The following is a 23518-nucleotide window of genomic DNA, read 5'->3' on the forward strand; positions in this document are numbered from 1 at the left end:
TAACCAGATAAAACTGGAAATATTAATATTAAATAATAAAATAAAAACACTTACTTATAGAAGTTACCTATTAGTAGGTGTTTTTTAGAATAGATATTTATTTTTACTAAATTAATATCTTATCATATAATATAGTAAAACAAATGATACATTAAATATAAAAATAGAAACTATTAATCTAAGGAATTGAGGAAAGATGATATGAATATAAAGACAAAAGATATAGCTAGCAAATCAGGTGTATCTATAGCTACAGTCTCTAGATATTTAAATAAATCAGGATATGTAAAACAAGAAACAAGGGAATTGATCAAGAATGCAATACAAGAAATAAAAAAACAAGAAAATATATATGAAAAAGAAAAAAATATTGCAGTAGTATTTCCAGATTTATCAAATATGTTTTTTACAGATGTTCTTAAAGGATTAACTGAAGAAGCTGATAAATTAAACTATAATGTATTTTCATTTGATAGTGGTGAAAGTATTGAAAAAGAAATGAAAATAATTGATGCATTAAAAGACTTTAATATATGTGGACTGATAATTACAACAACTATAAGAAATAGAGAAACTACTAAAAAGCATGTCCAAAACCTAAATTCTTTGGGAGTACCTATAATATTAATAGATAGAGATTTGATATTTTGTGATTTTGATGGAATATTTAGTGATAATAAAAAGGGAGCTTTTGATGGAGTAGACACTTTAATAGCTGAAGGACATAAAAATATTGCTGTGATAACAGGGCCTCTAGATTATGAAACAGCTCAACTTAGGTTAGAAGGGTATAAACAAGCGCATAAGGTAAATGAATTAGAAATAAATGAAAATTATATCCACGAAGGAGATTATCAAATTGACTCGGGGTATAACCTTACAAAAGAAATAATAAATAATAATAAAGACGTAACGGCAATATTTAGTTGCAATAATATGATGACGTTGGGCGCTATAAATGCACTAAATGAAATGGATATAAAAATAGGAGAAGATATATCTTTATTAGGGTTTGATGATTTAGAATTTTTTACATATCTAGGATTAAACATTAGTGTTGTTTCTAGACAAACTTCTGAAATGGGAAAAATAGCTTTTGAAGTTTTATCAAAGAAAATTTTAGAAGAAGAACCGTACGCTACTCAAAATATAGTATTAAAACCAAGTATTGTACTTAGAGGTTCGGAAAAATTAATAAATACTAACAGTAAAACAGAGGCTAAGTAGCCTCTATTTTTTTATGTGTAAAAATATATAAGTGGAATAAATGTGGAAGAATATGAAAAAAATATGAAAAAAATATTGAAAAAGTGAAAAAAGTAGTATATTATATCAAATATAACTTGGAAAACGATATCAAAAAAGGAATTAAACAAAAAATAATTATAAAGGATGATGAACTAAAATGAGTGTATATTTAGCGGAATTCATAGGTGTAACAATGTTAATATTTTTTGGTTGTGGAGTTTTAGCAGGAAATTCATTAAAAACATCAGGATCATATCAAGCAGGGAATGTAGCAATAAATATTGCCTGGGGATGTACCGTTGCAATGGTTATATATTGCCTTGGGGATATAAGTGGAGCTCATATTAATCCAGCAGTTACAATTATGCAAGCAGTTAGAGGTAATTTTGAATGGAGTTTAGTTCCAGGGTATATTGTAGCTCAAATAGCTGGAGGTATGTTTGGAGGTTTATTAGTATATCTTCAATTTATTCATCATTGGGAAAAAACTGATGATCCTAAAGCTAAGTTAACTATATTTGCAACAGCACCAACTATAAGAAATAATTTAGCAAACTTCTTTAGTGAGTACATAGTAACTTTTGCATTGGTATTTTGTATATTAGGGCTAGATACGAATACATTTCCAAGTGGGTTAAAGCCTTTAGCTGTTGGGTGCTTAATATTTTTAGTAGGAACATCGTTTGGTGGAGTAACAGGAGCTGCATTAAACCCAGCTAGAGATTTAGGACCACGTTTAGCTCACTTATTACTACCAATACCAGGTAAGGGAAGCTCTGATTTTAAATATGCATGGATACCTGTGGTAGCACCTATAATGGGAGCAGTTACATCAGGGTTAATACACCTTGCTATGTATGATGGAATTGTAGATTACAGACTTTATACTATGATAGGATTGACGATAGGTACATTTGTTGGAATAAAGCTAGTTAGCAAAAATGAAAGTGAAGAAAGTATATCTAGTGAATTAATAGATGAAATTGCATAATAAAAAAGATATAATTATGTAAGATATATGTAAAAAATATGAAAACATATTACAAATTTATGACAACAAAAAGGAGAATTTAACATGAAAAAGATATGTGTAATAGGAAGTCTTAATATGGACTTAGTTGTAAATGTAGATGAGATGCCAAAGAAGGGGCAAACATTAATAGGAAGTAAATTTAAAGAAATACCAGGTGGAAAAGGTGCTAATCAAGCAGTTGCAGCATCAAGACTTGGTGGAGATGTTTACATGATAGGTAAGGTTGGAGATGATGGATTTGGACAAAGTTTATTAAAACAATTAAAGGCTGATAAAGTAAAAACTGATTATGTACAAATTGAAAAAGGACCAAGCGGGGTAGCTCTTATAACTGTAGATAAAAATGCTGAAAATTCTATAGTAGTGTCTCCAGGGGCAAACTTCGAATTAACAGAATCAGATATAGATAAATGTATAGATGGTATAAAAGAAAGTAGCATAGTTGTAATACAACTTGAAACACCGATAGATACTATAAAATATGCTTTAGAAAAATCAAAAGAATTAGGAAAGTTTACAATATTAAATCCAGCACCAGCAGTTAAGCTTAGTGATGATATTATAAAAAACGTAGATTTATTAACTCCAAATGAAACAGAACTCGAAATATTAAGTGGAGTGAAAATAGAAAACGAAGATGATATAAAAAAAGCTGCTAATGTAATGATAGAAAAAGGTGTAAAACAACTTATAGTTACATTAGGATCAAAGGGAAGTCTTTATTTAGATAAGGATAAAATAGAATTTAAAAAATCATATAAAGTAGAGGCTGTAGATACAACAGCAGCAGGAGATAGTTACACAGGGGCATTATCAGTAGCATTTTCTCAAGGAAAAGATATAGATGAAGCAATGGATTTTGCATCAAAAGTAGGTGCATTATGTGTTACTAATATAGGGGCACAAACATCAATACCGAACTTATATGACGTTATAAATCATAAATTTTAGTAAAATAATTAAAATTATAAAGATCTAAATTAAAAATAGTACATAAATTAAGGAGATTTAAGATGAAAAAATCAGTTTTAATAAACAGTGAAATATCATCAGTAATATCAAAAATGGGACACACAGATATGTTAACAATATGTGATAGTGGACTTCCTATACCTAAAAATGTTGAAAGAATAGATTTAGCACTAAAGCATGGTATACCAACATTTTTAGATACATTAGATACAGTACTTGAAGAATTAAAAGTAGAAGAAGTTATAATAGCTTGTGAAATGGAAGAAGTTAGTACAAAACTTTATAAAGAAATAGAAAATAGATTTAAAGATATAAAAATAACTAAAATAGATCACGAAGAGTTTAAAGCAGTGACTAAAGATTCTATGGCTATAGTTAGAACAGGTGAATTTACACCATATGCAAATATAATATTGAAATCAGGGGTAGTATTTTAAAAACTTATAATAATTAAGGAGACATATTATGAAAATATTTATAGACACAGCAAATGTAGAAGAAATAAAAGAAGCAGCAACTTGGGGAATATTAGATGGTGTAACAACAAATCCTTCACTAATAGCTAAAGAAGGAAGAGATATAAAAGAAGTAATAAATGAAATATGTGAAATAGTTGATGGACCAATAAGTGCTGAAGTAATAAGTTTAGAGTCTGACAAAATGGTAGAAGAAGCTTTGGACTTAGTCAAGTTACATAAAAATATAGTCATAAAACTTCCAATGTGTATAGAAGGATTAAAGGCAGTTAAGATTCTTTCAGAAAAGAATATAAAAACTAACGTTACTTTAATATTTTCATCACAACAAGCATTACTTGCAGCAAAAGCAGGTGCTACCTATGTAAGCCCATTTGTTGGAAGATTAGATGATATAGGCGTTACAGGAGTAGATCTTATAAGTGATATAGCTAATATATTTGAGGTACACAGTATCAATACTGAAATAATATCAGCAAGTATAAGAAACCCAATACATGTATCAGAATGTGCTATGGCTGGTTCTGATATAGCTACTATACCATTTAATGTATTAAAACAAATGGCAAAGCATCCATTAACAGATATAGGAATAGAAAAGTTTTTATCTGATTATAAAAATATGCTATAAGATAAGGAGGAACGAATCGTTCCTCCTTTTTTATTTTATATTAAGTTAAAATCTTTTAAAGCTTTAGACTTTAAGTCTTCAGGTGTTTTAGGAATTCCTTGATATGCAGATAATGAATTTAAAATATTTGTTCCGTGTATTAAAACCATAACATATTCATGTAATAGATACTCATGAGTTAAATGAACTACTGAACCATGATCTGCATATTTATAACGAAGTCCATTAATATATGAATTAACATCATATATTAATGCATATAAACCACAATGATAATCAGGAGTAGTAAAGGAAAGCATAGTATTAGTTGATATATCATAAATATAAACATTCCTATTTATAATACATTGAGTATCTGGTTTAGTTTCAAAATCTATTATTTTTTGAAGATATTCAGGATGCATTAGATTGTCAGAATCAAAAGGAACTAAATATAAATAGTCATATCCAAATATGGATTCTTTCACAAAGTCATCCTCACATATTTGTTCAAAAGCAATAGTTGAGGCCATAGGTCTAAATATAATATTATCAGCAAGTTTAGGGTATTTAGACAGAGCATCTAAAACCAAATCCTGACTATTTATATCATAGTATATTAAGGCTAAAAAGTCTTGGTAAGTTTGATTAATTAAACTAAAATAAGTGTATTTTATAAATAAATCGATCCTATAATCTATCCATTCTTTTGTTAATCTATTTTTTGATAAATCCATTGTGTTAAAATTTATAGTAACAATTAACTTTTTTTTCAATTAAATTAACCTCCAGGGGATTAAACATAACTAAAAATTTTTAAATGAAAAACTAGCCATATAAGTTTTATAACATTAAGCTAGTCTATAATCATAATATGATTTATATTCTAAATAAGTTACATATTCTTTTAGAGATTATTGGATTTGTAAAAAACTAACCGTTTTAATGTGGGATAAGTTATACTATTTTGGAATTTTGGTTGGCGATTTATGGATTATATGTATAAAAATTATTTATAAAGCATGTATTTTTTAATAGATTTTATTAAGTATTAAATATATAATTAGGAGAATTATGATTTTTGTGATATATTAAGTATTACGGAAAAATAAGGAATATAGAAAAATAGAAGGATAATACTATATAAAAATACTAAAATGACATAAAGGAAGAACACATAAATGACAAATATAAACTTTAAAGATTACAAACTAAGCAATGAAATATTAAAATCACTTAATATGCTAAACTATAAGACACCAACCAAAGTTCAGCAAGAGGTAATACCAGTTGCACTAGAAAATAAAGATGTATTAGTAAAATCACAAACAGGAAGTGGTAAAACAGCAACATTTGCAATACCACTATGTGAGTTAGTTGATTGGGAGGAAAATAAACCACAAGCATTAATACTTACACCGACAAGAGAGCTTGCAATACAAGTTAAGGAAGATGTATTTAACATAGGAAGATTTAAAAGAATAAAAGTACCAGCACTTTATGGTAAATCATCTTTTTCATTACAGGCAAAAGAGTTAAAACAAAAGACTCATATAGTAGTAGGAACTCCAGGTAGAACAATAGACCATATCAAAGAAGGCAACTTTATAACTGATAACATAAAATATCTTGTACTAGATGAAGCTGATGAGATGCTTAGTATGGGATTTTTAGAGCAAGTAGAAGAGATAATTTCATTACTACCTAAGAATCGTGTGACTATGCTATTTTCAGCAACTATGCCAGATGATATAAATAGATTATCAAAAAAATATATGAAAAATCATGTGACAATAGAAATTGAAGCAAAAACATTAACTGTTGATAGAATACAACAAGATGGGTATAACATAGAAGAAACAGGAAAATTAAATTTATTAAAAGATGTAACAACAATAGAAAATCCAGATAGCTGTGTTATTTTTTGCAATACACAAGTTAAGGTAGAGTCTTTATACAATGAATTAAGAAAACTTAAATATCCATGTGATAAAATACATGGAGGAATGGAACAAGATGAGAGAATTAAAGTAATGAATAACTTTAAAAAAGGATATTTTAGATACTTAATAGCAACAGATGTAGCGGCTAGAGGTATAGATATAGATAATATCACTCATGTAATAAATTACGATGTACCTGTTTTAAGAGAAAACTATGTTCATAGAATAGGCAGAACAGGTCGTGCAGGTAAAGAGGGAAGATCTATTACTTTTGTTATGAAATCTGATGAAAGACGTATGTTTGAGATATACTCTTATACAGGTAAGGAATTAACAATGAAAATGAAACCAAGTAAAAGACTTGTAATGAGTTTAAAGCCAGAATTTGATAAAAAATTAGAGCAAAGACAAAAAGTTAAAGAAGATAAAGGTGCTAATCTAAGCCAAGAAATAATGAAGATTCATATAAATGCGGGTAAAAAAACTAAGATGAGACCTGTTGATATAGTAGGTACACTTTGTAGCATCGAAGGTATGAAGGCTGAAGACATTGGAGTTATAAGTGTACTTGATATATCTACTTATGTTGAAATATTAAACAACAAAGGGGAGATGGTGTTAAAAGCACTGCAAACTAAAAATATAAAAGGTAGACCAAGAAAAGTAACTAGAGCAGATATGTAATTTGAAAAATAAATTGCTTCGGATAAATAAGAACCATTGTCAGAAATTTTCATATGATATATAGAACAATATTTATATCATAAAAAGGAGAATCAACAATGGAAAGAAATTATTGGCAAGAATATTGGGATAATTATTGGAAGTTTATGGCTGTATATCTTAGAGAATTACAAAATGTACGACCTGATGTGGATATTAAAAATGAATACTTAGAAGTTGCTAGTTTGCTTGAGCCTTCTATGAATTTTCAAAATTACGAGGTCTACGATGAATATGATGATAATAGCGATTCAGAAATAGATACAGAAGTAGATTTTATGATGCCTGATCCAGCGCAATCACCTGAAACTTTTATATCACCTGAGGGTGGACAGTTTACTATAGGTAATTGTAGAAGGATGGCAATAGTTAGAATAGTAATGAGAAGAGGATTTAGTCCTTCTAATTTCTTTATGATAGTGGATAGAAGTGATCGTAGGAGTATTCAAGGATTTAGAATAGCTTGTCAATCTGGTAATATTAGATTTGTACCAATGGCTGTAGAATATAGAAATATAAACTTTATAGAATGCGCATTTTAATTTAAAAATAATAAGAGGTATCCAGTAGATATGCATATGCAATTCTTGGGGTACCTCTTATTATTTTGATTGAAATTGATAAATTACGAAAGTTATATACTAATGAGAATTTGCATTTTCCCTATAAGAAGTCATGACATCTTTAAACAATTCAGCAACAGAAGGTGGAGTCCAAGTGATTGCGTTTGCACCAGCGGCTATTGTTTTTCTTATACTTTCATCAGTTGGACCACCTGTAGCTATTATTGGAAAATCAGGGTAAGATTCTCTAATTTTTGCAACTATCCGAGGAGTATCAGAAGAAGCTGAAACATTAAAAATAGTTGCTCCAGCATCTATTCTTTCTTGAATATTTGTATCGTCGTTTACAATCGTAACAACAACAGGTATATCAAGTGCATTAGATAAAGCTCTAACTACACCGTTTGTTGTGGGGGCATTAACAACGACACCAATAGCACCTTGTAATTCAGCGTTAGTGCCTAACATTATTGAGCGTATTCCTTTTGTAAGACCGCCACCAACTCCTGCGAAAACAGGGATATCAGAAGCCATAATAATAGATTGTGTAATTATTGGCTGAGGAGTAAATGGATATACAGCTATTACTGCGTCTGCATTTACATTTTTTATAATAGCCAAGTCAGTTGAAAAAACAAGTGACTTTATTCGTTTTCCAAAAATATTTATACCACTACATTCTCTAATAACCTCAGGAACACGTAAAAACGATTTTCTAAGTGTACCATCTATGGATTTTGGTCGTTGCTTCATAGATAAAAGCCTCCTTAATAATTTTAATATTTTATCATTAATTATAAATTAGGAATGTTAAATTTGCTATATTTTAACGAAATAAATTTATTATGAATATTTAATATGGATATTTGTAAAAAAATGTTGAAAAACGAATCATCATGTGATACCTTTTATAGTGAGGACATAAAGTTAGAAAAATTACAATATATAACGTGCGTTAGAGAACAGGAGTCAAGCACAAGCCTTAGGATGTTACTATTTTAACAATATTAACATAGGCTTAGCTTGGCTTTTTTAACGTAAAAAGGGGGATTTTTAATGTTAAAATTTTTAAAGCCAGCTCCATACATAAGCAGGCTACCAGAAAAAGAAATAGATTCTGCTTATAAAAAATATCGTATCCAGATGTTTATTAGTATTTATGTAGGATACCTTATATACTATTTTGTAAGAAGTAACTTTGCTTTATCTAAAGTATATCTTTTAGAACAGGGGTTTACAAAAGTTGAGATAGGATTTGTTGCATCAGCACTTGGATTATCTTATGGTATTAGTAAATTTGTAATGGGAAATGTATCTGATAGATCTAATCCAAGATATTTCTTGGCAATAGGGCTTATATTATCAGGTATAGTAAACTTGTTTTTACCAAACACAACTAATATTGCTTTTATGTTTGTTTTAATGTTGTTAAATGGATGGTTTCAAGGAATGGGATGGCCTCCATGTGGAAGAATAATGACTCACTGGTTTTCAGATAGTGAACGTGGTGTTAAAATGTCAATTTGGAACACTGCACATAATGTAGGTGGAGGATTTATAGCTACAATTGCATTAATTGGGGTATCACTATTTGGAACATGGAAAGGTATTTTTTACTTACCAGCAATAATAGCAATTGTAGGTGGACTAGTATATATTATATTTGCAAGAGATACTCCACAATCTGTTGGATTACCACCAATTGAAGAATTTAAAGATGATTATCCAGAGTACGAGGTTGAAGTTAAAGATGCTGAAGAAGAGCTTACTGCTAAAGAAATTTTATTTAAGTATGTATTAAACAATAAGCTTTTATGGTGTATAGCTATTGCAAACGTTTTCGTATATTTGGTTAGATATGGTGTTATAAGCTGGGTTCCTACATATTTACAAGAAGTCAGACACTTTAACCCAAAAGACTCTTCTATAGCATTTGCATTGTTTGAGTATGCGGCTATACCTGGAACTATTATAGTTGGGTGGATTAGTGATCATATATTCCATGGTAGACGTGCTCCAATGGGAGTTATATGTATGGTTGGGGTAGCTATAGCTACAGCAGTATATTGGAAAAGCACAAGTCCATTTGCTATAAACTGTGCATTAGCATCAATAGGAGCATTAATTTATGGACCTGTTATGTTAATAGGGGTAAGTGCACTAGACCTTGTACCTAAAAAAGCAGCAGGAACTGCGGCTGGGTTTACCGGTTTATTTGGCTATATGGGAGGACAAGTTTTAGCTGAGCTAGCAATGGGTATGGTAGTTGATAAGTTTAATTGGGATGGAGGATTTATAATGCTAATAGCATCTGCAATCTTATCTATAGTATTTTTATCATTTACATGGAATACTCATAATATAAAAGAAAAATCTAATGCTTAGTTACATATAAATATAGCATAATTAAGGCTTTAATCTAAAAAGATTATAGCCTTAATTTTTTTATTTTTATTAATCTACATAAAAGTTGACTAACTTAGTCATATTCAATAATATATAAGTATGACCAAGTTAGTCATACCAAGGAATAAGGAGGAATAATATTGAATAAGACATTTGAAAATCTAGATGGTGAAAAAAGACTTAGGATAATAAATTCAGCAATAGAAGTGTTTGCCAATAAAGGATATAGACGTGCAACAGTAGATAGCATAGTATTAAAAGCAGGAATTTCGAAAGGTTCAATATTTCAATACTTTAAAAATAAAGAAAGATTATACTTATATATTTGCAATTATCAAATAGATATAATTAAAGATGAAGCGTTTAAAGAAAAAGAAAATAATGAAACTGATTTTTTTGAAATATATAAACAGGCTGCACATATTAAGTTTGAAATACTTAAAAAAAATCCATATATTTTTAAATTCTTTCAAACCTTGTACACAGATGATTCACAAGTAGCACAAAAATGGCTAGAAGATATGCTTAAAAATAGAAATGAAATAGTATTAAACTTTATAGGTGATTATGATAAAACAAAATTTAGAGATGATCTTGATATTGATATGGCAGTAAAGGCAATTGAACTTACATTTGATGGACTATCAATGAAATGGATAGATAAATTATCATATGAAAACTATGAAGAAGATTTAAAAAGATTATTTGAAGAAGTAGAAGACTATATAAATTTTTATAAAAAATTATATTATAAGGGAGAAAACTAATGTTTATTAAAACTAGTAACTTATGCAAGTCATACAAAACAGAGGATATCGAAACTATAGCATTAAAAAATACAAATATATCAATTGAAAAAGGAGATATAGGAGTAATATTAGGGCCATCAGGAAGTGGAAAATCTACTTTAATGAATATTCTTGGAGGTTTAGATAAATCAGATAGTGGGGAGGCAATTGTAGATGGAGTTGATATTACTAAACTATCAGATTCTGAACTAGTAGAATATAGACGTGAAAAAACAGGATTTATATTTCAATCATACAATTTAATGCCTCATTTAACAGTATTAGAAAATATAGAAATAATAGAAAATATAAGTAAATCACCTCTTGATATTAATGAAGTTCTAGAGTCAGTAGGATTAATGAATAAAAAAAATAGATTTCCAAAAGAACTATCTGGTGGGGAGCAACAACGTGTTGCAATTGCTAGAGCCGTAATAAAAAATCCAGCGATATTATTTTGTGATGAACTAACAGGTGCACTAGATTATAAGTCTGCAATAGATGTACTTTCTCTTATACAAGATATAAATAGAAAATTCAATACTACAATTTTAATAATCACACATAACGCTTCAATAAGTGCTATGGCAAATAAAATATATAAATTTAGAAGTGGTGAGGTTACGGATTCTATTACTAACAACAACCCGGCTGATGCGAGGGAGGTTCAGTGGTAATGAAGCTAAATAAAAGTATATTACGTGTAATGAAAGAAAATATGGGAAAATACTTAGGTATGATGTATATGTTAATACTATCGGTTTTTTTATTTGTTGCACTGAACCTTACAGCTCAAAACTTAAGATATAATAAAGATGAATATGTAACAAAAAATGTTCAAGAAGACTTAGAATTTTATACTTTAAACCAAATTAATGATATAAATAAGTTGGAAGATAAGTTTAATTTAAAAATGGATGAAACAATTGTAAAAGAGTATAAAGAAAATGGGAAAACATTAAGATTATTCACTCCAAATGAAAACGTAAATATTACTGCAGTTTTAGAAGGTTCTATGCCAAAGGGTGGAGAAATAGCCTTAGACCCTCAGTTTGCTAAATCAAATAAATTAAATATTGGAGATAATTATCGAATAGGAGATTCTTATTATAAAATTTCAGGATTTATTGGGATACCAAATTATGCTTATATACTTGAAAAAGAAGGCGATATTATAAATAATCCAAATAAATTTGGTATAGGTATAATAAATGAAAAGGATATTCAAAATGGCACATATTTATATTCAGTAAAATACAACAATGAAAATCAAAATATATATGACATATCCAAAAACTTAAAAACTTACTTGAATGAAGATGGAGTAAATATAATTGACTGGGTATATGCTAAAAATAACTTAAAGATATCAGTATTAGATATAGAAGTTATTGCCATAAGTACATACTCAATTGTATTACCTACAATAATATTACTTATAACAGTTGTGTTAATAAGCATTGTTTTAGGAAGAATGATAAAAAATGAAATGGCAGGTATTGGTACATTATATGCATTGGGGTATAGAAAAAAAGAAATAATGAGGCACTATCTAAACTACCCTATAATACTTTCGTTAACTGGTGGGGTGATTGGAGGTACAATTGGACTTATAGTACAAAAATATATATTTGACTTATTTCTTGAATTTTTCCCAATACCAGTTGAAAAATTATCGTATAGCCCTGTGTATTTCATATTAGGAATAATTTTATGCGTATTGTTTACTGTTGTAGGAAGTTACATATCTATTAATAAGGTATTGAAATCATCACCAGTATTATTAATGAACAATGAAATTAAGAGTAAAAAAGTGAATAAAATTGAAAGAAAAATCAACTTAAGTAAATTCAAATTTAAGACAAAGTTTGCTATAAGAGAACAATTACGCTCAATACCTAGATTAGTATTTTTGGTAACTGGAGTTGCTATAGCTACGGTATTTTTGATGTATGGATTTATTGCCAAATGTTCAATGGATTATGCAATTAATCAAGATAGTAATGATGTGTTTAGCTACAACTATGAATATATATTAAAACAGCCTACAACAGATAAACCTCCTGTGGGTTCAGAGGAGATATCGGGAATTAGATTTGCAATCGATAGTACTCTAAAAGATAAATTTGAGTTATTAGGAGTAAGTAAAAACTCACAAATGGTAAGTTTAAAAGATAAACATGGAAAAGAAATAAACATTAATGATAATAAATTTATTATTTCTTCTAAAATGGCAAAAAAATATAAATTAGATATTGGGGATAAACTATCTTTTATAAATATACTTGATGACAAAAAATATTCTATAAAAATTACTGATATTGCTAAAACAAATTCAGGAGACTATGTATTTACTTCAATAGATAACTTCAATAAAATGATGGGGCTTAAAAAAGGAGATCATAGTGCAATTATTTCAAAAACACCTATTAAATTAGATAAAGATTCAGTGTATATGGTAAATACTCCTAGTAATATGAAAGATATGCTAGCAGATTATATGGATTTAATGGAAGCATTTATATATGGAATCGCAGTTGTAGCCTTTATTATAGGTATAATTATAGTATATATAATAGCATCTACAAGTATAGAAGAAAATAAAAATCATATAGCCCTTATGAAGGTCTTTGGGTATAAGAAAAAAGAAATAAACTCAATGATGTTAAATGGGTCAAGGGTTTATGTAATAATTGGATATATTATAGGTGTACCTATTGGGTATATCATAATAAATTTGATATTTAAAATATTTGAGAAACTTGACATAGCTCTAGAGGCTAAAATTAATTTACCTTATATACTTATAGGTTTTGTTATAATAGCTCTTACCTTTGAGATATCGAAGTCTATATGTTCAAGAAAAATTGAAAAAATAGCTTTAAGTGAAGCTCTAAAAACACAAAAAGATTAATAAAAAGCCATGAAGATTAATATCTTCATGGCTTTAGTATCTTATACTAAACTTTTCTAGTAAAACCTTCTCCAAGTACTTCATAAGCATTATTTATTATAACAAAGGCTAAAGGATCAATTTCATTAACAAGTTTTCGTAAAATAACTTCTTCACGTCGAGAAACTACAACTAATAAAACATCTTTCTTTTGTTTTGAATATCCTCCACGACCTTCTAAAAAAGTAACTCCTCTTTCTAAATTTTTCATGATTGAATCAGAAATCTCATCTGGATTATCAGTTATAATTATAAAAGATTTAGAAAAATCAAATCCTTCAACAATGGTGTCACAAATCTTGACTGAAATATATAAAGATATTATAGCATATAGAGCTATTTGAATATTTTTTGAAACAAGCCCTGCTAAAACTATTACTAATCCATCTATTATAAACATGAACACGGAAATAGATATAAATGGAAAAACCTTATTTAAAATAAGACAAGCAAGTTCTGTTCCGCCAGTAGATGCATCTATTCTAAACAACATTCCAAGACTTATACCAACAACTATACCACCTGCAATTGATGATAATAATATATCATTAGTTTGAAAAGCTGAAGTTAGTGGTTCTGTAACCTTTAAGAAAAATGTAAGTAATAAAATTCCTATTAAAGTCTTTATAGCATCTTTTTTACCAAGGATCTTAACTCCAAATATAAACAGAGGTATATTAAAAACTAAGTTTATAAGCCATAAAGGAGTATTAAAAATATTTTTAAGGACTATTGCAAGACCTGTAAGTCCCCCTGACGCTATCATATATGGCTCTAAGAACATATTAAGTCCGACAGACATTATAAAACATCCTAATGCTAAAATTATAAGTTCAAAAAGATACTTGTATTTCTTATCTTTTAAAATCAATTCCCATCACCATCCTTTTTAAACTTGGAAACGTTTTGATTGGTTTTACAACAATTTCCACATATTTAAGTATATCATGAAATCTTGTATAAAATGTTAATATAGATAAAAATATATACGCATATGATAATTAAATGTGGAATATTTAATAATTATAAAAAAAGAAGAGATAATAAATATATAAACATAATTTTAAAAAGGAGATACATATGAAGAACTATAGTTTTAATACTCGAGAGGAACTCGTAGAATTCTTAGATAATCATAATTTTAAATATTATATCCCGAGGGTAAGCGAGTATATGAGTGCTATTAAAGATGAACTTAAGCATTATTGTGTAGAGTTATCAGACTCCAATGAAGTTGAAAGTTGTTTTATTATAACCATAACAGGAGGAAGAGAGCTTAAGGAAAGTTTCTTTGATATCAGTAAAGTTAATGAATTTAAAGATAAAGCTTATAATAGGGAGTATCGAGAAAAACAATATAAAGAAGGTATTGAAAAAGGATATTTTTAAGTTAAAAACAAATAGATAAATAAAGGTATTGAAAATATCAAATTTAATGTAAAAGGCAGAGAAATCTGCCTTTTTTTATACGGTTTTTATTAACTAGATTTATAATACTATATCAACTAACGTAGTATTTGGGTTATAAAAATAAATAGTAATATGGTAAGATTAAATTAAACAAATGGATATAATATAAAATTTATATAATATAAGTAGTGAGGTAAAAAATGAGGTATATATACGAAACTATAAAGTTTAATGAATCATTACCAGTAAATATATTTATTCATGAAGTAGATGTTGTTCAAAGTCACTGGCATGAAAGCATAGAAATATTATTAGTGGCAAATGGGGAAGTAGATTTATTAGTTGATGGGAAAAAGTATAATCTACAAGAAGATGATTTAATAATAATAAACTCAAAAGAAATACATTCAATAAAGTCTGAAAAAAATAATATAGTAATAGCAATTCAAATAGATCTATCATCATTTAATGATTTATATGAAGATATTGATAAAATAAACTTCAACTGTAAATCATTTGAATATACTAAAGATGATAAAAGATTTATATTAATTAGAAAAATACTATCAGAAATAACATATAACTATTTAAAACAAAGCAACGGGTATAACATAAAAATAAACTCATTGCTAAATGAGTTAGTATACATACTAATAAACAGATTTAAGAATAGTACAAAAACAAAAACAGAAAATAAAAATTATAAACATATAGATAGGTTGAATAGAGTAATTTCACATATACAAAAAAACTATAAAGAAGATATAACTCTAAATAGTATATCTAGAATGGAGTACTTATCGCCTCAATATTTTAGTAAATTTTTTGAAAAACATATGGGAGTAAATTTTCTAACATATCTTAATTCTATAAGGCTAGAACATGCAATGAAAGATTTAGTTAATACCGACTATAACATTACTGATATAGCTTTAAATAATGGTTTTGCAAATGTAAAATCATTTACAAGTTTATTTAAGAATATATACAAAGAAACACCTAGCAACTATAGGAAAAAATTTTGTAATATAAATGAAATAAAAAATAGCAAGACAGATAGAGGTATTAATTATTTAGAGTTTAATACAAATAGGCAAATAGATTTTATTTTTAAATATTTAAAGGTTCAAGAAGATGCAAAAGGTTTAGAAATAATAGATAAGGTTGAAAATGTTGTAGATGTTGATGTAAGCAAAACAATTAAAAGTATAAACAATACATGGAAAAATTTAATTACAATAGGAAAGGCTAAAGAAGGTTTGATGAAAGATGTACAAGAGCATCTAAGAGAGATTCAAAGTAAGATTGGATTTAAATATATTAGATTTCATGGAATTTTCGATGATAGTATGATGGTTTATGATGAAAAAAATAATAATCCTAGTTTTAACTTTACATATATAGATAAGCTTTTTGATTTTCTATTGAGTATAAATTTAAAGCCTTTTGTAGAACTTGGATTTATGCCATCCAAACTTGCGCTTAATACAAACAAGTCAATTTTTTACACAAAAAGTGTTATTAGTGAGCCTAAAGATATTAAGCTATGGAATTTATTAGTTGAAAATTTTATTAGACATTGTGTAAATAAATATGGATTTGAGGAAGTTAGTTCTTGGTATTTTGAGGTTTGGAATGAGCCTGATATAGATTTAGTTTTTGGATTTGATAAAGAAGGTTACTATGATGCGTTTTTTAAAGAGACGTACAATACTATAAAGTCTGTAAATAGCAGATTTAAAGTAGGAGGACCTTCTATATTAGGATACAATATTTTAAACAATAACTGGTTGGAAAAACATTTAGATTATTGTATAGAAAATAATTGCAGACCAGATTTTATAACTTTTCATAGTTATCCGATAGATTATTTAGATGAAGGCATAACTGATTATTTATTAGGCAATGAAGTTAAAATATGTATCAATAAAAATGAAAATTATCTTAAACTCTTAATAAATAAAATTAAGGATACGTTGAAAAATCTCGAGTTAGAAAAAATTAGTATATATATGACAGAATGGAATTCAACCCCATCACATAGAGATTTTACTAATGATACTTTATACAAGGCTAGCTACATTACCAAAAATATTATTGAAAATTTAGATGAATTAGATGGATTTGGATATTGGTCAGCTACTGATTTATTAGAAGAGTTTAGAATATATGAAGATGTATTTCATGGCGGTTTAGGGCTTATAGCAAACAATGGAATTAAAAAATCTGCTTTTTATGCCTATGAACTTTTAAATAAGTTAGGTAATAAATTAATAGGTATTGGTGATGGGTATATTATTACCCAAAAATATGATACATATCAAATTATGATTTATAATTATTGTCACTTTGACAATATTTATTCTGGAGGAGATATTTCTCAAATAAGTAAAATAGATAGGTATAATGTATTTAATAATATAGAAAAAGGTATTGGATTGAGTCTTAAAAATATTGAACCAGGAGAGTATTTATTTAAAGAGTATAAGATTAGCAAAGAATATGGATCTTCTTTTGATACGTGGATTAATATGGGAAGTCCTAAGTACTTAGATGAAGAGGATGTAGATTATATAAATAATAACTCAATGATAGAAATAAAGAAGTACAATAAATATATAAATAATAACTATATTATAAATGATAACTTAGAACCACATGAAGTCAAATTTTATACTATAAAACCAAAATATTAATAAAAATCACTGCGAAGAGTTAAAATTTAATCTATTTGCAGTGATTTTTTAATTAAAAATGCTTTCCTTGAACTATTTTTTATAAAAATAAGTTAAGATTTGACCTGAAATTAATTAAAAATTAAATCGAAATTTATTTTTTTAAAATATAAAATTATAAATAAGGAATATTATAAAACTACATAATATTTTTTATGATAGTTAAAAAAATAAAATTTATAAACTTAAAAATAAAAGGGGAATTTAGAAATGAACATTAAAGAACTAATAAAACAAATGAGCTTAGAAGAGAAAGCATCATTATGCTCAGGTTTAAATTTCTGGAATACTAAGCCGATAGAGAGACTAAACATACCATCAATAATTATGACCGATGGACCTCATGGTTTAAGAAAACAATCAGAAGGAGCAGATCATCTAGGGATAAATGAAAGTGTAGAGGCTACTTGCTTCCCAACAGCATCAGCACTTGCTTGCTCATTTGATAGAGATTTAGTAAAAGAGCTTGGAATAGCTATAGGAGAAGAATGTCAATCTGAGAATGTGTCAATAGTATTAGGACCAGGAGCGAATATAAAAAGATCGCCTTTATGTGGTAGAAACTTTGAATATTATTCAGAGGATCCATATTTAAGCAGTGAAATGGCTAAGAATCAAATACAAGGAACACAAAGTCAGGGTATTGGGACATCTTTAAAACACTTTGCGGCTAATAACCAAGAGCATAGAAGGATGACTATAGATACAATAGTTGATGAAAGGACTTTAAGAGAAATATACTTAGCAAGTTTTGAAACTGCTGTAAAAGAAGCTCAGCCATGGACTGTAATGTGTGCATATAATAAGTTAAATGGCGAATATTGCTCTGAAAACTATAGATTACTTACAGAAATATTGAGAAATGAGTGGGGATTTGAAGGATTCGTTGTGTCTGACTGGGGTGCAGTAAATGATAGAGATAAAGGTTTATCTTCAGGGCTAGAACTTCAAATGCCAGCTGACGGAGGTATGGGAGATAATTTAATAGTTGAAGCAGTTAAAAGAAATCGATTAAGTGAAGGAGTTTTAGACGAAGCAGTAGAAAGAATATTAAATATAATATTTAAAGCAGTAGAAAATAAAGGAGAAAATGTTATATACAGCAAAGAAAAACATCATGAATTAGCTAGAAAAATAGCTGGAGAATGCATGGTGCTTCTTAAGAATGAAGAAAAAATACTTCCTCTTAAAAAAGAAGAAAATATAGCGGTTATAGGTGAGCTTGCAACTAAGGTTAGATACCAAGGTGGAGGAAGTTCTCATATAAATCCAACTAAAGTGGATAATGCATATGAAGAAATAGTAAACTTCGCAGGACCTGAAAATGTAAGATATGCTAGAGGATATGATTTAAGCATAGATGATACTATTTATGATTTAGCAGAAGAAGCTAAAAAATTGGCTATAGAAGCTGATAAGGTTATTTTATTTATTGGACTTCCAGAAAGATATGAGTCCGAAGGATTCGATAGAACACATTTAAATATACCTAAAAATCAATATAATTTAGTAAAAACATTAAAATCTGTAAATGAAAACATAGTGGTAATTTTAAGTAATGGATCTCCAATAGAAATGCCTTTTGTAAGTGATGTAAAAGCAATACTTGAAGCTTATTTAACAGGGCAAGCTAGTGGTAAAGCTATATGTGATCTATTGTATGGTGAAGTTAATCCAAGTGGTAAGTTAGCAGAAACATTTCCACTTAAATTATCTGATAACCCATCTTATTTAAATTTTCCAGGGGAAGTAGATAAAGTAGAATACAAAGAAGGAATATTTGTAGGATATAGATATTACGATAAAAAAGCAATGGATGTATTATTCCCATTTGGATATGGACTAAGCTATACAAACTTTGAATATAGTAATTTAAAAATAAGTAAAAATGAAATAGATGATACTGAAAAAGTGACTGTAAGTGTAAATATAAAAAATATTGGGGATGTATTTGGAAAAGAAATAGTACAGTTATATATAAGAGATAAGGAAAGTAGTGTAACAAGACCAGAAAAAGAGTTAAAAGGATTTGAAAAAATAGGGCTAGAGCCAGGAGAAGAAAAAGAAGTTACATTTATATTAAATAAGAGAAGTTTCGCATACTATAATGTTGATTTAGGTGATTGGCATGTAGAAAGTGGAGAATTTGAAATTTTAATAGGAAAATCTTCAAGAGAAATAGTTTTAAAAGAAGTAATAACAGTAAATACTACTTCACCTATTAAAACTATTGTTACTAAAAATACAGCTTTAGGAGACATAGCACATCTTCCTGAAGTTCAACAGATAATTAATGCAATGATACAAAGTTTTGGAGGAGATACAAGTGGTCTAGGGGAGGGCAATATGTTTGAAGAAATGATGAAGTTCATGCCACTTAGAGCTTTAGCTACTTTTAATCCTGATGGGGGTCAACAGCTTGTAGACAGAATAATTGAAAGTATAAATAGTTAACATTATAAGTGAAAAATTAGTTTACTAATGAGCAAATTGACTGTAAGTAGAAATTCAGATAAGGAGCGTATACTTGTGAAATATACTGAGAAAAATTTTGACTTTATAGAAATTGAAAATGAAGGATTTGCGGGTGATTATATAAAAATGCCTACTTTTGTAGGTAAGTTATGGATGAAATCGAATGTGAAAAAATTAAGATCAATGATGGGTGGTTTGAGTAAAGATATAAGCTCTAGACCTATAATAGTTGAAGAGAAAAATATCAAAGGATATAAAAATGATATTAGAATAAGAATTTATAAGCCTGATGAAGATAAAAAAAGACCAGCAATGATATTCATACATGGTGGAGGATGGTTTGCGGGGTCTATAGATGCAGTTCATGATTACTGTAAGGCTATATCTGATAAGGCTGATACTTTAGTTATATCAGTAGATTACGGATTAGCACCAGAAAATCCATACCCAACAGGTGTAGAAGATTGTTATGCGGCTGTAAAATGGGCCATTGAAAATAAAGATGAATTAAATATAGACACAGATAATGTTATAGTATCAGGAGATAGTGCAGGAGGAAACTATTCGGCTGTTATTTCTATAATGGCTAGAGATAGAAAAGAGTTTAACATAGCTAAGCAGATATTACTTTATCCAGCAACAGATTTGCAATCTATGGAGGTGGATAATAGCGATAAAATGGCAAAAATATTTAGTGAAGTAATTCTCGAATGGTATTTAAAGAGAAAAACTAAGGCTACAGACAAGTATGTTTCACCAATGCATTGTGATGACTTAAGCAATTTAGCTAGTGCTTTTATAGTTGTTGGAGACTTAGATTTCTTACATGAAAGTTCATTAAAATATGCTGAAAAATTAGAAAAAGCGGGGAATGAAGTAAAATTTAGTTTATATAAAAATACTAGACATGCATTTATAGATAATACAGGAAACTGTCCTCAAGCGTATGAATTAATAGAAGAAGTTGTAGAATTTATAAAAGGATAGAAAGAAAGCCCATATCTTGATTTAAGATATGGGCTTTTTATATAATTAAAATATTAAAAAAATATAAGACATCACTTAAAAATTTAATAATATTTTATTGACATAAAGAGTAAGAATAGTTAATATTGTTTTGTACTAAACAAATTTATGTTGAGGTGTTTATATGATAAATAAAGAAAAGCTTAAGTTAGGTCTTGATATTAGTAAAATTCATCACATAATTTCAAGGAAGATGGATGCTTGTGTAATCAGTGCAATTGATGATAATTTAACTATATCACAGGCGTATGTAATAGATTTTATATGTAATGAAGGTAAGGATAAGGACGTATTTCAAAAGGATCTAGAGAGTGTATTTGACCTAAAACGCTCCTCAATTAGTTTAATGCTAAACAACATGGAAAAAAGTGGTTTGATAGAAAGAGTACTTGTTAAGGAAGATGGACGATTAAAAAAAATAGTTTTAACAGAAAAGTCTATAAAGATTTATGAAAAAATATCTGATGCAATTGATTTAATAGAAAATAAGCTATCAGAAAATATAACGAAAGAAGAAGTAAAAGTATTTCAAAATGTACTTAATAAAATAAGAAATAGTCTAGAATAACCGTTTAAATTTTAAATAACGGTTATACTTACACAAATATTGTTTTGTGCAAAACATAAAAATAGGAGGATGATAAATGTCAAAAATATCTAATTTCACGGAGGGAAAAATATTTTCTCCTTTATTAAAATTTACTATACCTATACTGCTTGCATTATTTTTGCAAACTATGTATGGTGCAGTTGATTTGCTTATAGTAGGTCAATTTGGAAATGCGGCAGATGTATCTGCAGTTTCAACTGGTAGTCAAGTAATGATGACTATAACCGTAATAATTACAGGATTAACTATGGGTATCACAATACTTATAGGTCAAAAGCTTGGAGAAGGTAAATCAAAAGAAGCTGGAGATGTTGTAGGAAGTGGTATTTCAATTTTTGCTATCATAGCTATAGTTATAACTATTTTAACTGTTACCTTTGCTTCACCTATTTCAACTTTTATGCATACTCCAAAAGAGGCCTTTGATAGTACCACGGTATACATAAAAATTTGCGCCGCAGGGTCTGTTTTTATAATTGCATACAATATTATAGGAGGCGTATTTAGGGGGTTAGGTGATTCCAAAACTCCACTTATCACAGTAGGAATTGCATGTGTGACAAATATTATAGGGGATTTAATATTTGTTGGAATATTTAAAATGGCGGTTATGGGTGCTGCGCTAGCGACTATAATGGCTCAGGCGATTAGTGTTATATTATCGATAATTATTATTAGAAAGCGAGGACTTCCTTTTGAGTTTTCTAAGGACAGTATAAAGTTTCATAAAAATTTAACTTCAAAGATAATCAAATATGGAACGCCAATAGCACTACAAGATGGACTTGTGCATATGTCTTTTCTTGTAATTATGATTATAGGAAATTCAATGGGAGTGATTCCATCAGCAGGAATTGGTGTTGCAGAAAAACTTGTTGGATTTATAATGTTAATACCGTCATCTTTTTCTCAAGCTGTATCTGCATTTGTTGCACAAAACTATGGAGCTAAAAAATATGATAGGGCAAAGAAAGTTCTTATTTACGCTATTTCGGCTTCGTTATGCTGTGGTATTGTAATGTTTTATATTACATTTTTCCATGGAAATATACTTGCAGGTATGTTCTCTAAGGATAAAGATGTAGTTTTAGCAGCATGGGAATATATGAAAGCGTATGGAATAGATTGTCTTTTAACTGCAATTATGTTTAGTATGGTAGGTTATTTCAATGGATGTGGAAAAACAACATTTGTAATGATACAAGGAATAATAGGTGCTTTTGGAGTAAGGATACCTGTATCATATCTTATGAGCAAAATAATACCTGTATCATTATTTAGAGTAGGTCTAGCTACACCAATGTCTACAATTGTACAAATCATATTATGTGTAATTTATTTTACGATTTTATCAAAGAAGTTATCAAGAGAAAACAAAGTTATAGATGTAACTTACTAAGTATAAGACAAATATAATAAAAAATTTAATTCATATCAATAGCTTTTGATTGCAATAAATGCTTATATAAATAAAAGAACCGCCTTTGAAATTATACTTATAGTATGATTCAAAGGCGGTTCTTTTATTTAACTATATACAATGGGGC

Annotated in this window: 20 protein-coding genes; 17 read left to right on the forward strand and 3 right to left on the reverse strand. The window is 28.3% G+C overall.

Features of this window, described 5'->3' with window-relative positions:
• The first annotated feature begins 201 nt into the window (after positions 1–201).
• From RWY47_RS14190 to fsa, 5 genes are all read left to right on the forward strand, one after another.
• Positions 202–1227: a LacI family DNA-binding transcriptional regulator gene (locus RWY47_RS14190; RefSeq protein ID WP_224170205.1), complete on the forward strand. Its 1026-nt coding sequence runs from the start codon at positions 202–204 to the stop codon at positions 1225–1227.
• 178 nt (positions 1228–1405) lie between these two features.
• Positions 1406–2239, forward strand: coding sequence for an MIP/aquaporin family protein (locus RWY47_RS14195; RefSeq protein WP_021431047.1), 834 nt, complete (start codon positions 1406–1408; stop codon positions 2237–2239).
• 84 nt (positions 2240–2323) lie between these two features.
• The gene (rbsK, locus tag RWY47_RS14200) at positions 2324–3232 is read left to right on the forward strand and encodes a ribokinase (RefSeq protein ID WP_224170206.1); all 909 of its coding nucleotides are present in this window, start codon (positions 2324–2326) and stop codon (positions 3230–3232) included.
• A gap of 62 nt (positions 3233–3294) precedes the next feature.
• Positions 3295–3690 (forward strand): D-ribose pyranase, encoded by a 396-nt coding sequence (rbsD, locus tag RWY47_RS14205; protein WP_021431045.1) that lies wholly within the window; start codon positions 3295–3297, stop codon positions 3688–3690.
• Between the two features lie 28 nt (positions 3691–3718).
• Positions 3719–4360, forward strand: coding sequence for a fructose-6-phosphate aldolase (gene fsa / locus RWY47_RS14210; protein WP_150887408.1), 642 nt, complete (start codon positions 3719–3721; stop codon positions 4358–4360).
• Positions 4361–4395: 35 nt separating this feature from the next.
• On the opposite strand, the gene RWY47_RS14215 is transcribed toward fsa, so the two are convergent.
• Complete coding sequence (locus RWY47_RS14215; RefSeq protein ID WP_224170207.1) at positions 4396–5115, reverse strand: hypothetical protein; 720 nt, start codon at positions 5113–5115, stop codon at positions 4396–4398.
• Positions 5116–5520: 405 nt separating this feature from the next.
• Between RWY47_RS14215 and RWY47_RS14220 the strand changes: the two genes are divergently transcribed.
• Both RWY47_RS14220 and RWY47_RS14225 read left to right on the forward strand, forming a co-directional pair.
• Positions 5521–6966 carry a DEAD/DEAH box helicase gene (locus tag RWY47_RS14220; RefSeq protein WP_224170208.1) on the forward strand — a complete coding sequence of 482 codons (1446 nt, stop codon included), beginning with the start codon at positions 5521–5523 and terminating at the stop codon, positions 6964–6966.
• A gap of 98 nt (positions 6967–7064) precedes the next feature.
• Complete coding sequence (locus tag RWY47_RS14225; protein WP_150842974.1) at positions 7065–7547, forward strand: hypothetical protein; 483 nt, start codon at positions 7065–7067, stop codon at positions 7545–7547.
• A gap of 99 nt (positions 7548–7646) precedes the next feature.
• Here RWY47_RS14225 and RWY47_RS14230 read toward each other — a convergent pair whose 3' ends face one another.
• The gene (locus RWY47_RS14230) at positions 7647–8321 is read right to left on the reverse strand and encodes a hypothetical protein (RefSeq protein WP_021433291.1); all 675 of its coding nucleotides are present in this window, start codon (positions 8319–8321) and stop codon (positions 7647–7649) included.
• A 303-nt stretch (positions 8322–8624) separates the two neighbouring features.
• Here RWY47_RS14230 and glpT point away from each other — a divergent pair, with 303 nt between their 5' ends.
• The 4 genes from glpT to RWY47_RS14250 all read left to right on the forward strand — a co-directional run bounded on the left by glpT (position 8625) and on the right by RWY47_RS14250 (position 13676).
• Positions 8625–9953, forward strand: coding sequence for a glycerol-3-phosphate transporter (gene glpT, locus RWY47_RS14235; protein WP_035116760.1), 1329 nt, complete (start codon positions 8625–8627; stop codon positions 9951–9953).
• A 161-nt stretch (positions 9954–10114) separates the two neighbouring features.
• Positions 10115–10741 (forward strand): TetR/AcrR family transcriptional regulator, encoded by a 627-nt coding sequence (locus RWY47_RS14240; protein ID WP_224170209.1) that lies wholly within the window; start codon positions 10115–10117, stop codon positions 10739–10741.
• Entirely contained in the window at positions 10741–11439 is a 699-nt protein-coding gene (locus tag RWY47_RS14245; protein WP_224170210.1) for an ABC transporter ATP-binding protein, read from the forward strand. Before RWY47_RS14240 ends, RWY47_RS14245 begins: the two co-directional genes overlap by 1 nt.
• Positions 11439–13676 (forward strand): ABC transporter permease, encoded by a 2238-nt coding sequence (locus RWY47_RS14250; RefSeq protein ID WP_224170211.1) that lies wholly within the window; start codon positions 11439–11441, stop codon positions 13674–13676. The genes RWY47_RS14245 and RWY47_RS14250 overlap by 1 nt, the downstream gene beginning before the upstream one ends.
• A 46-nt stretch (positions 13677–13722) precedes the next feature.
• Here RWY47_RS14250 and RWY47_RS14255 read toward each other — a convergent pair whose 3' ends face one another.
• The gene (locus tag RWY47_RS14255) at positions 13723–14586 is read right to left on the reverse strand and encodes a YitT family protein (RefSeq protein WP_224170212.1); all 864 of its coding nucleotides are present in this window, start codon (positions 14584–14586) and stop codon (positions 13723–13725) included.
• A gap of 209 nt (positions 14587–14795) precedes the next feature.
• Between RWY47_RS14255 and RWY47_RS14260 the strand changes: the two genes are divergently transcribed.
• From RWY47_RS14260 to RWY47_RS14285, 6 genes are all read left to right on the forward strand, one after another.
• Positions 14796–15104 (forward strand): hypothetical protein, encoded by a 309-nt coding sequence (locus tag RWY47_RS14260; RefSeq protein WP_025161899.1) that lies wholly within the window; start codon positions 14796–14798, stop codon positions 15102–15104.
• Between the two features lie 221 nt (positions 15105–15325).
• Positions 15326–17821, forward strand: a complete 2496-nt coding sequence (locus RWY47_RS14265; RefSeq protein ID WP_224170213.1) for a GH39 family glycosyl hydrolase — start codon at positions 15326–15328, stop codon at positions 17819–17821.
• A 249-nt stretch (positions 17822–18070) separates the two neighbouring features.
• On the forward strand, positions 18071–20314 hold the full coding sequence (locus RWY47_RS14270; protein ID WP_224170214.1) for a glycoside hydrolase family 3 C-terminal domain-containing protein: 2244 nt from the start codon (positions 18071–18073) through the stop codon (positions 20312–20314).
• Positions 20315–20389: 75 nt separating this feature from the next.
• The gene (locus RWY47_RS14275) at positions 20390–21322 is read left to right on the forward strand and encodes an alpha/beta hydrolase (RefSeq protein ID WP_167402888.1); all 933 of its coding nucleotides are present in this window, start codon (positions 20390–20392) and stop codon (positions 21320–21322) included.
• 163 nt (positions 21323–21485) lie between these two features.
• Positions 21486–21929: a MarR family winged helix-turn-helix transcriptional regulator gene (locus RWY47_RS14280; RefSeq protein WP_150842968.1), complete on the forward strand. Its 444-nt coding sequence runs from the start codon at positions 21486–21488 to the stop codon at positions 21927–21929.
• A 76-nt stretch (positions 21930–22005) separates the two neighbouring features.
• Positions 22006–23370: an MATE family efflux transporter gene (locus RWY47_RS14285; RefSeq protein WP_150842967.1), complete on the forward strand. Its 1365-nt coding sequence runs from the start codon at positions 22006–22008 to the stop codon at positions 23368–23370.
• Positions 23371–23518 lie beyond the last annotated feature (148 nt).

This window comes from Paraclostridium sp. MRS3W1, assembly GCF_032465715.1.
Lineage (GTDB): Bacteria > Bacillota > Clostridia > Peptostreptococcales > Peptostreptococcaceae > Paraclostridium > Paraclostridium dentum.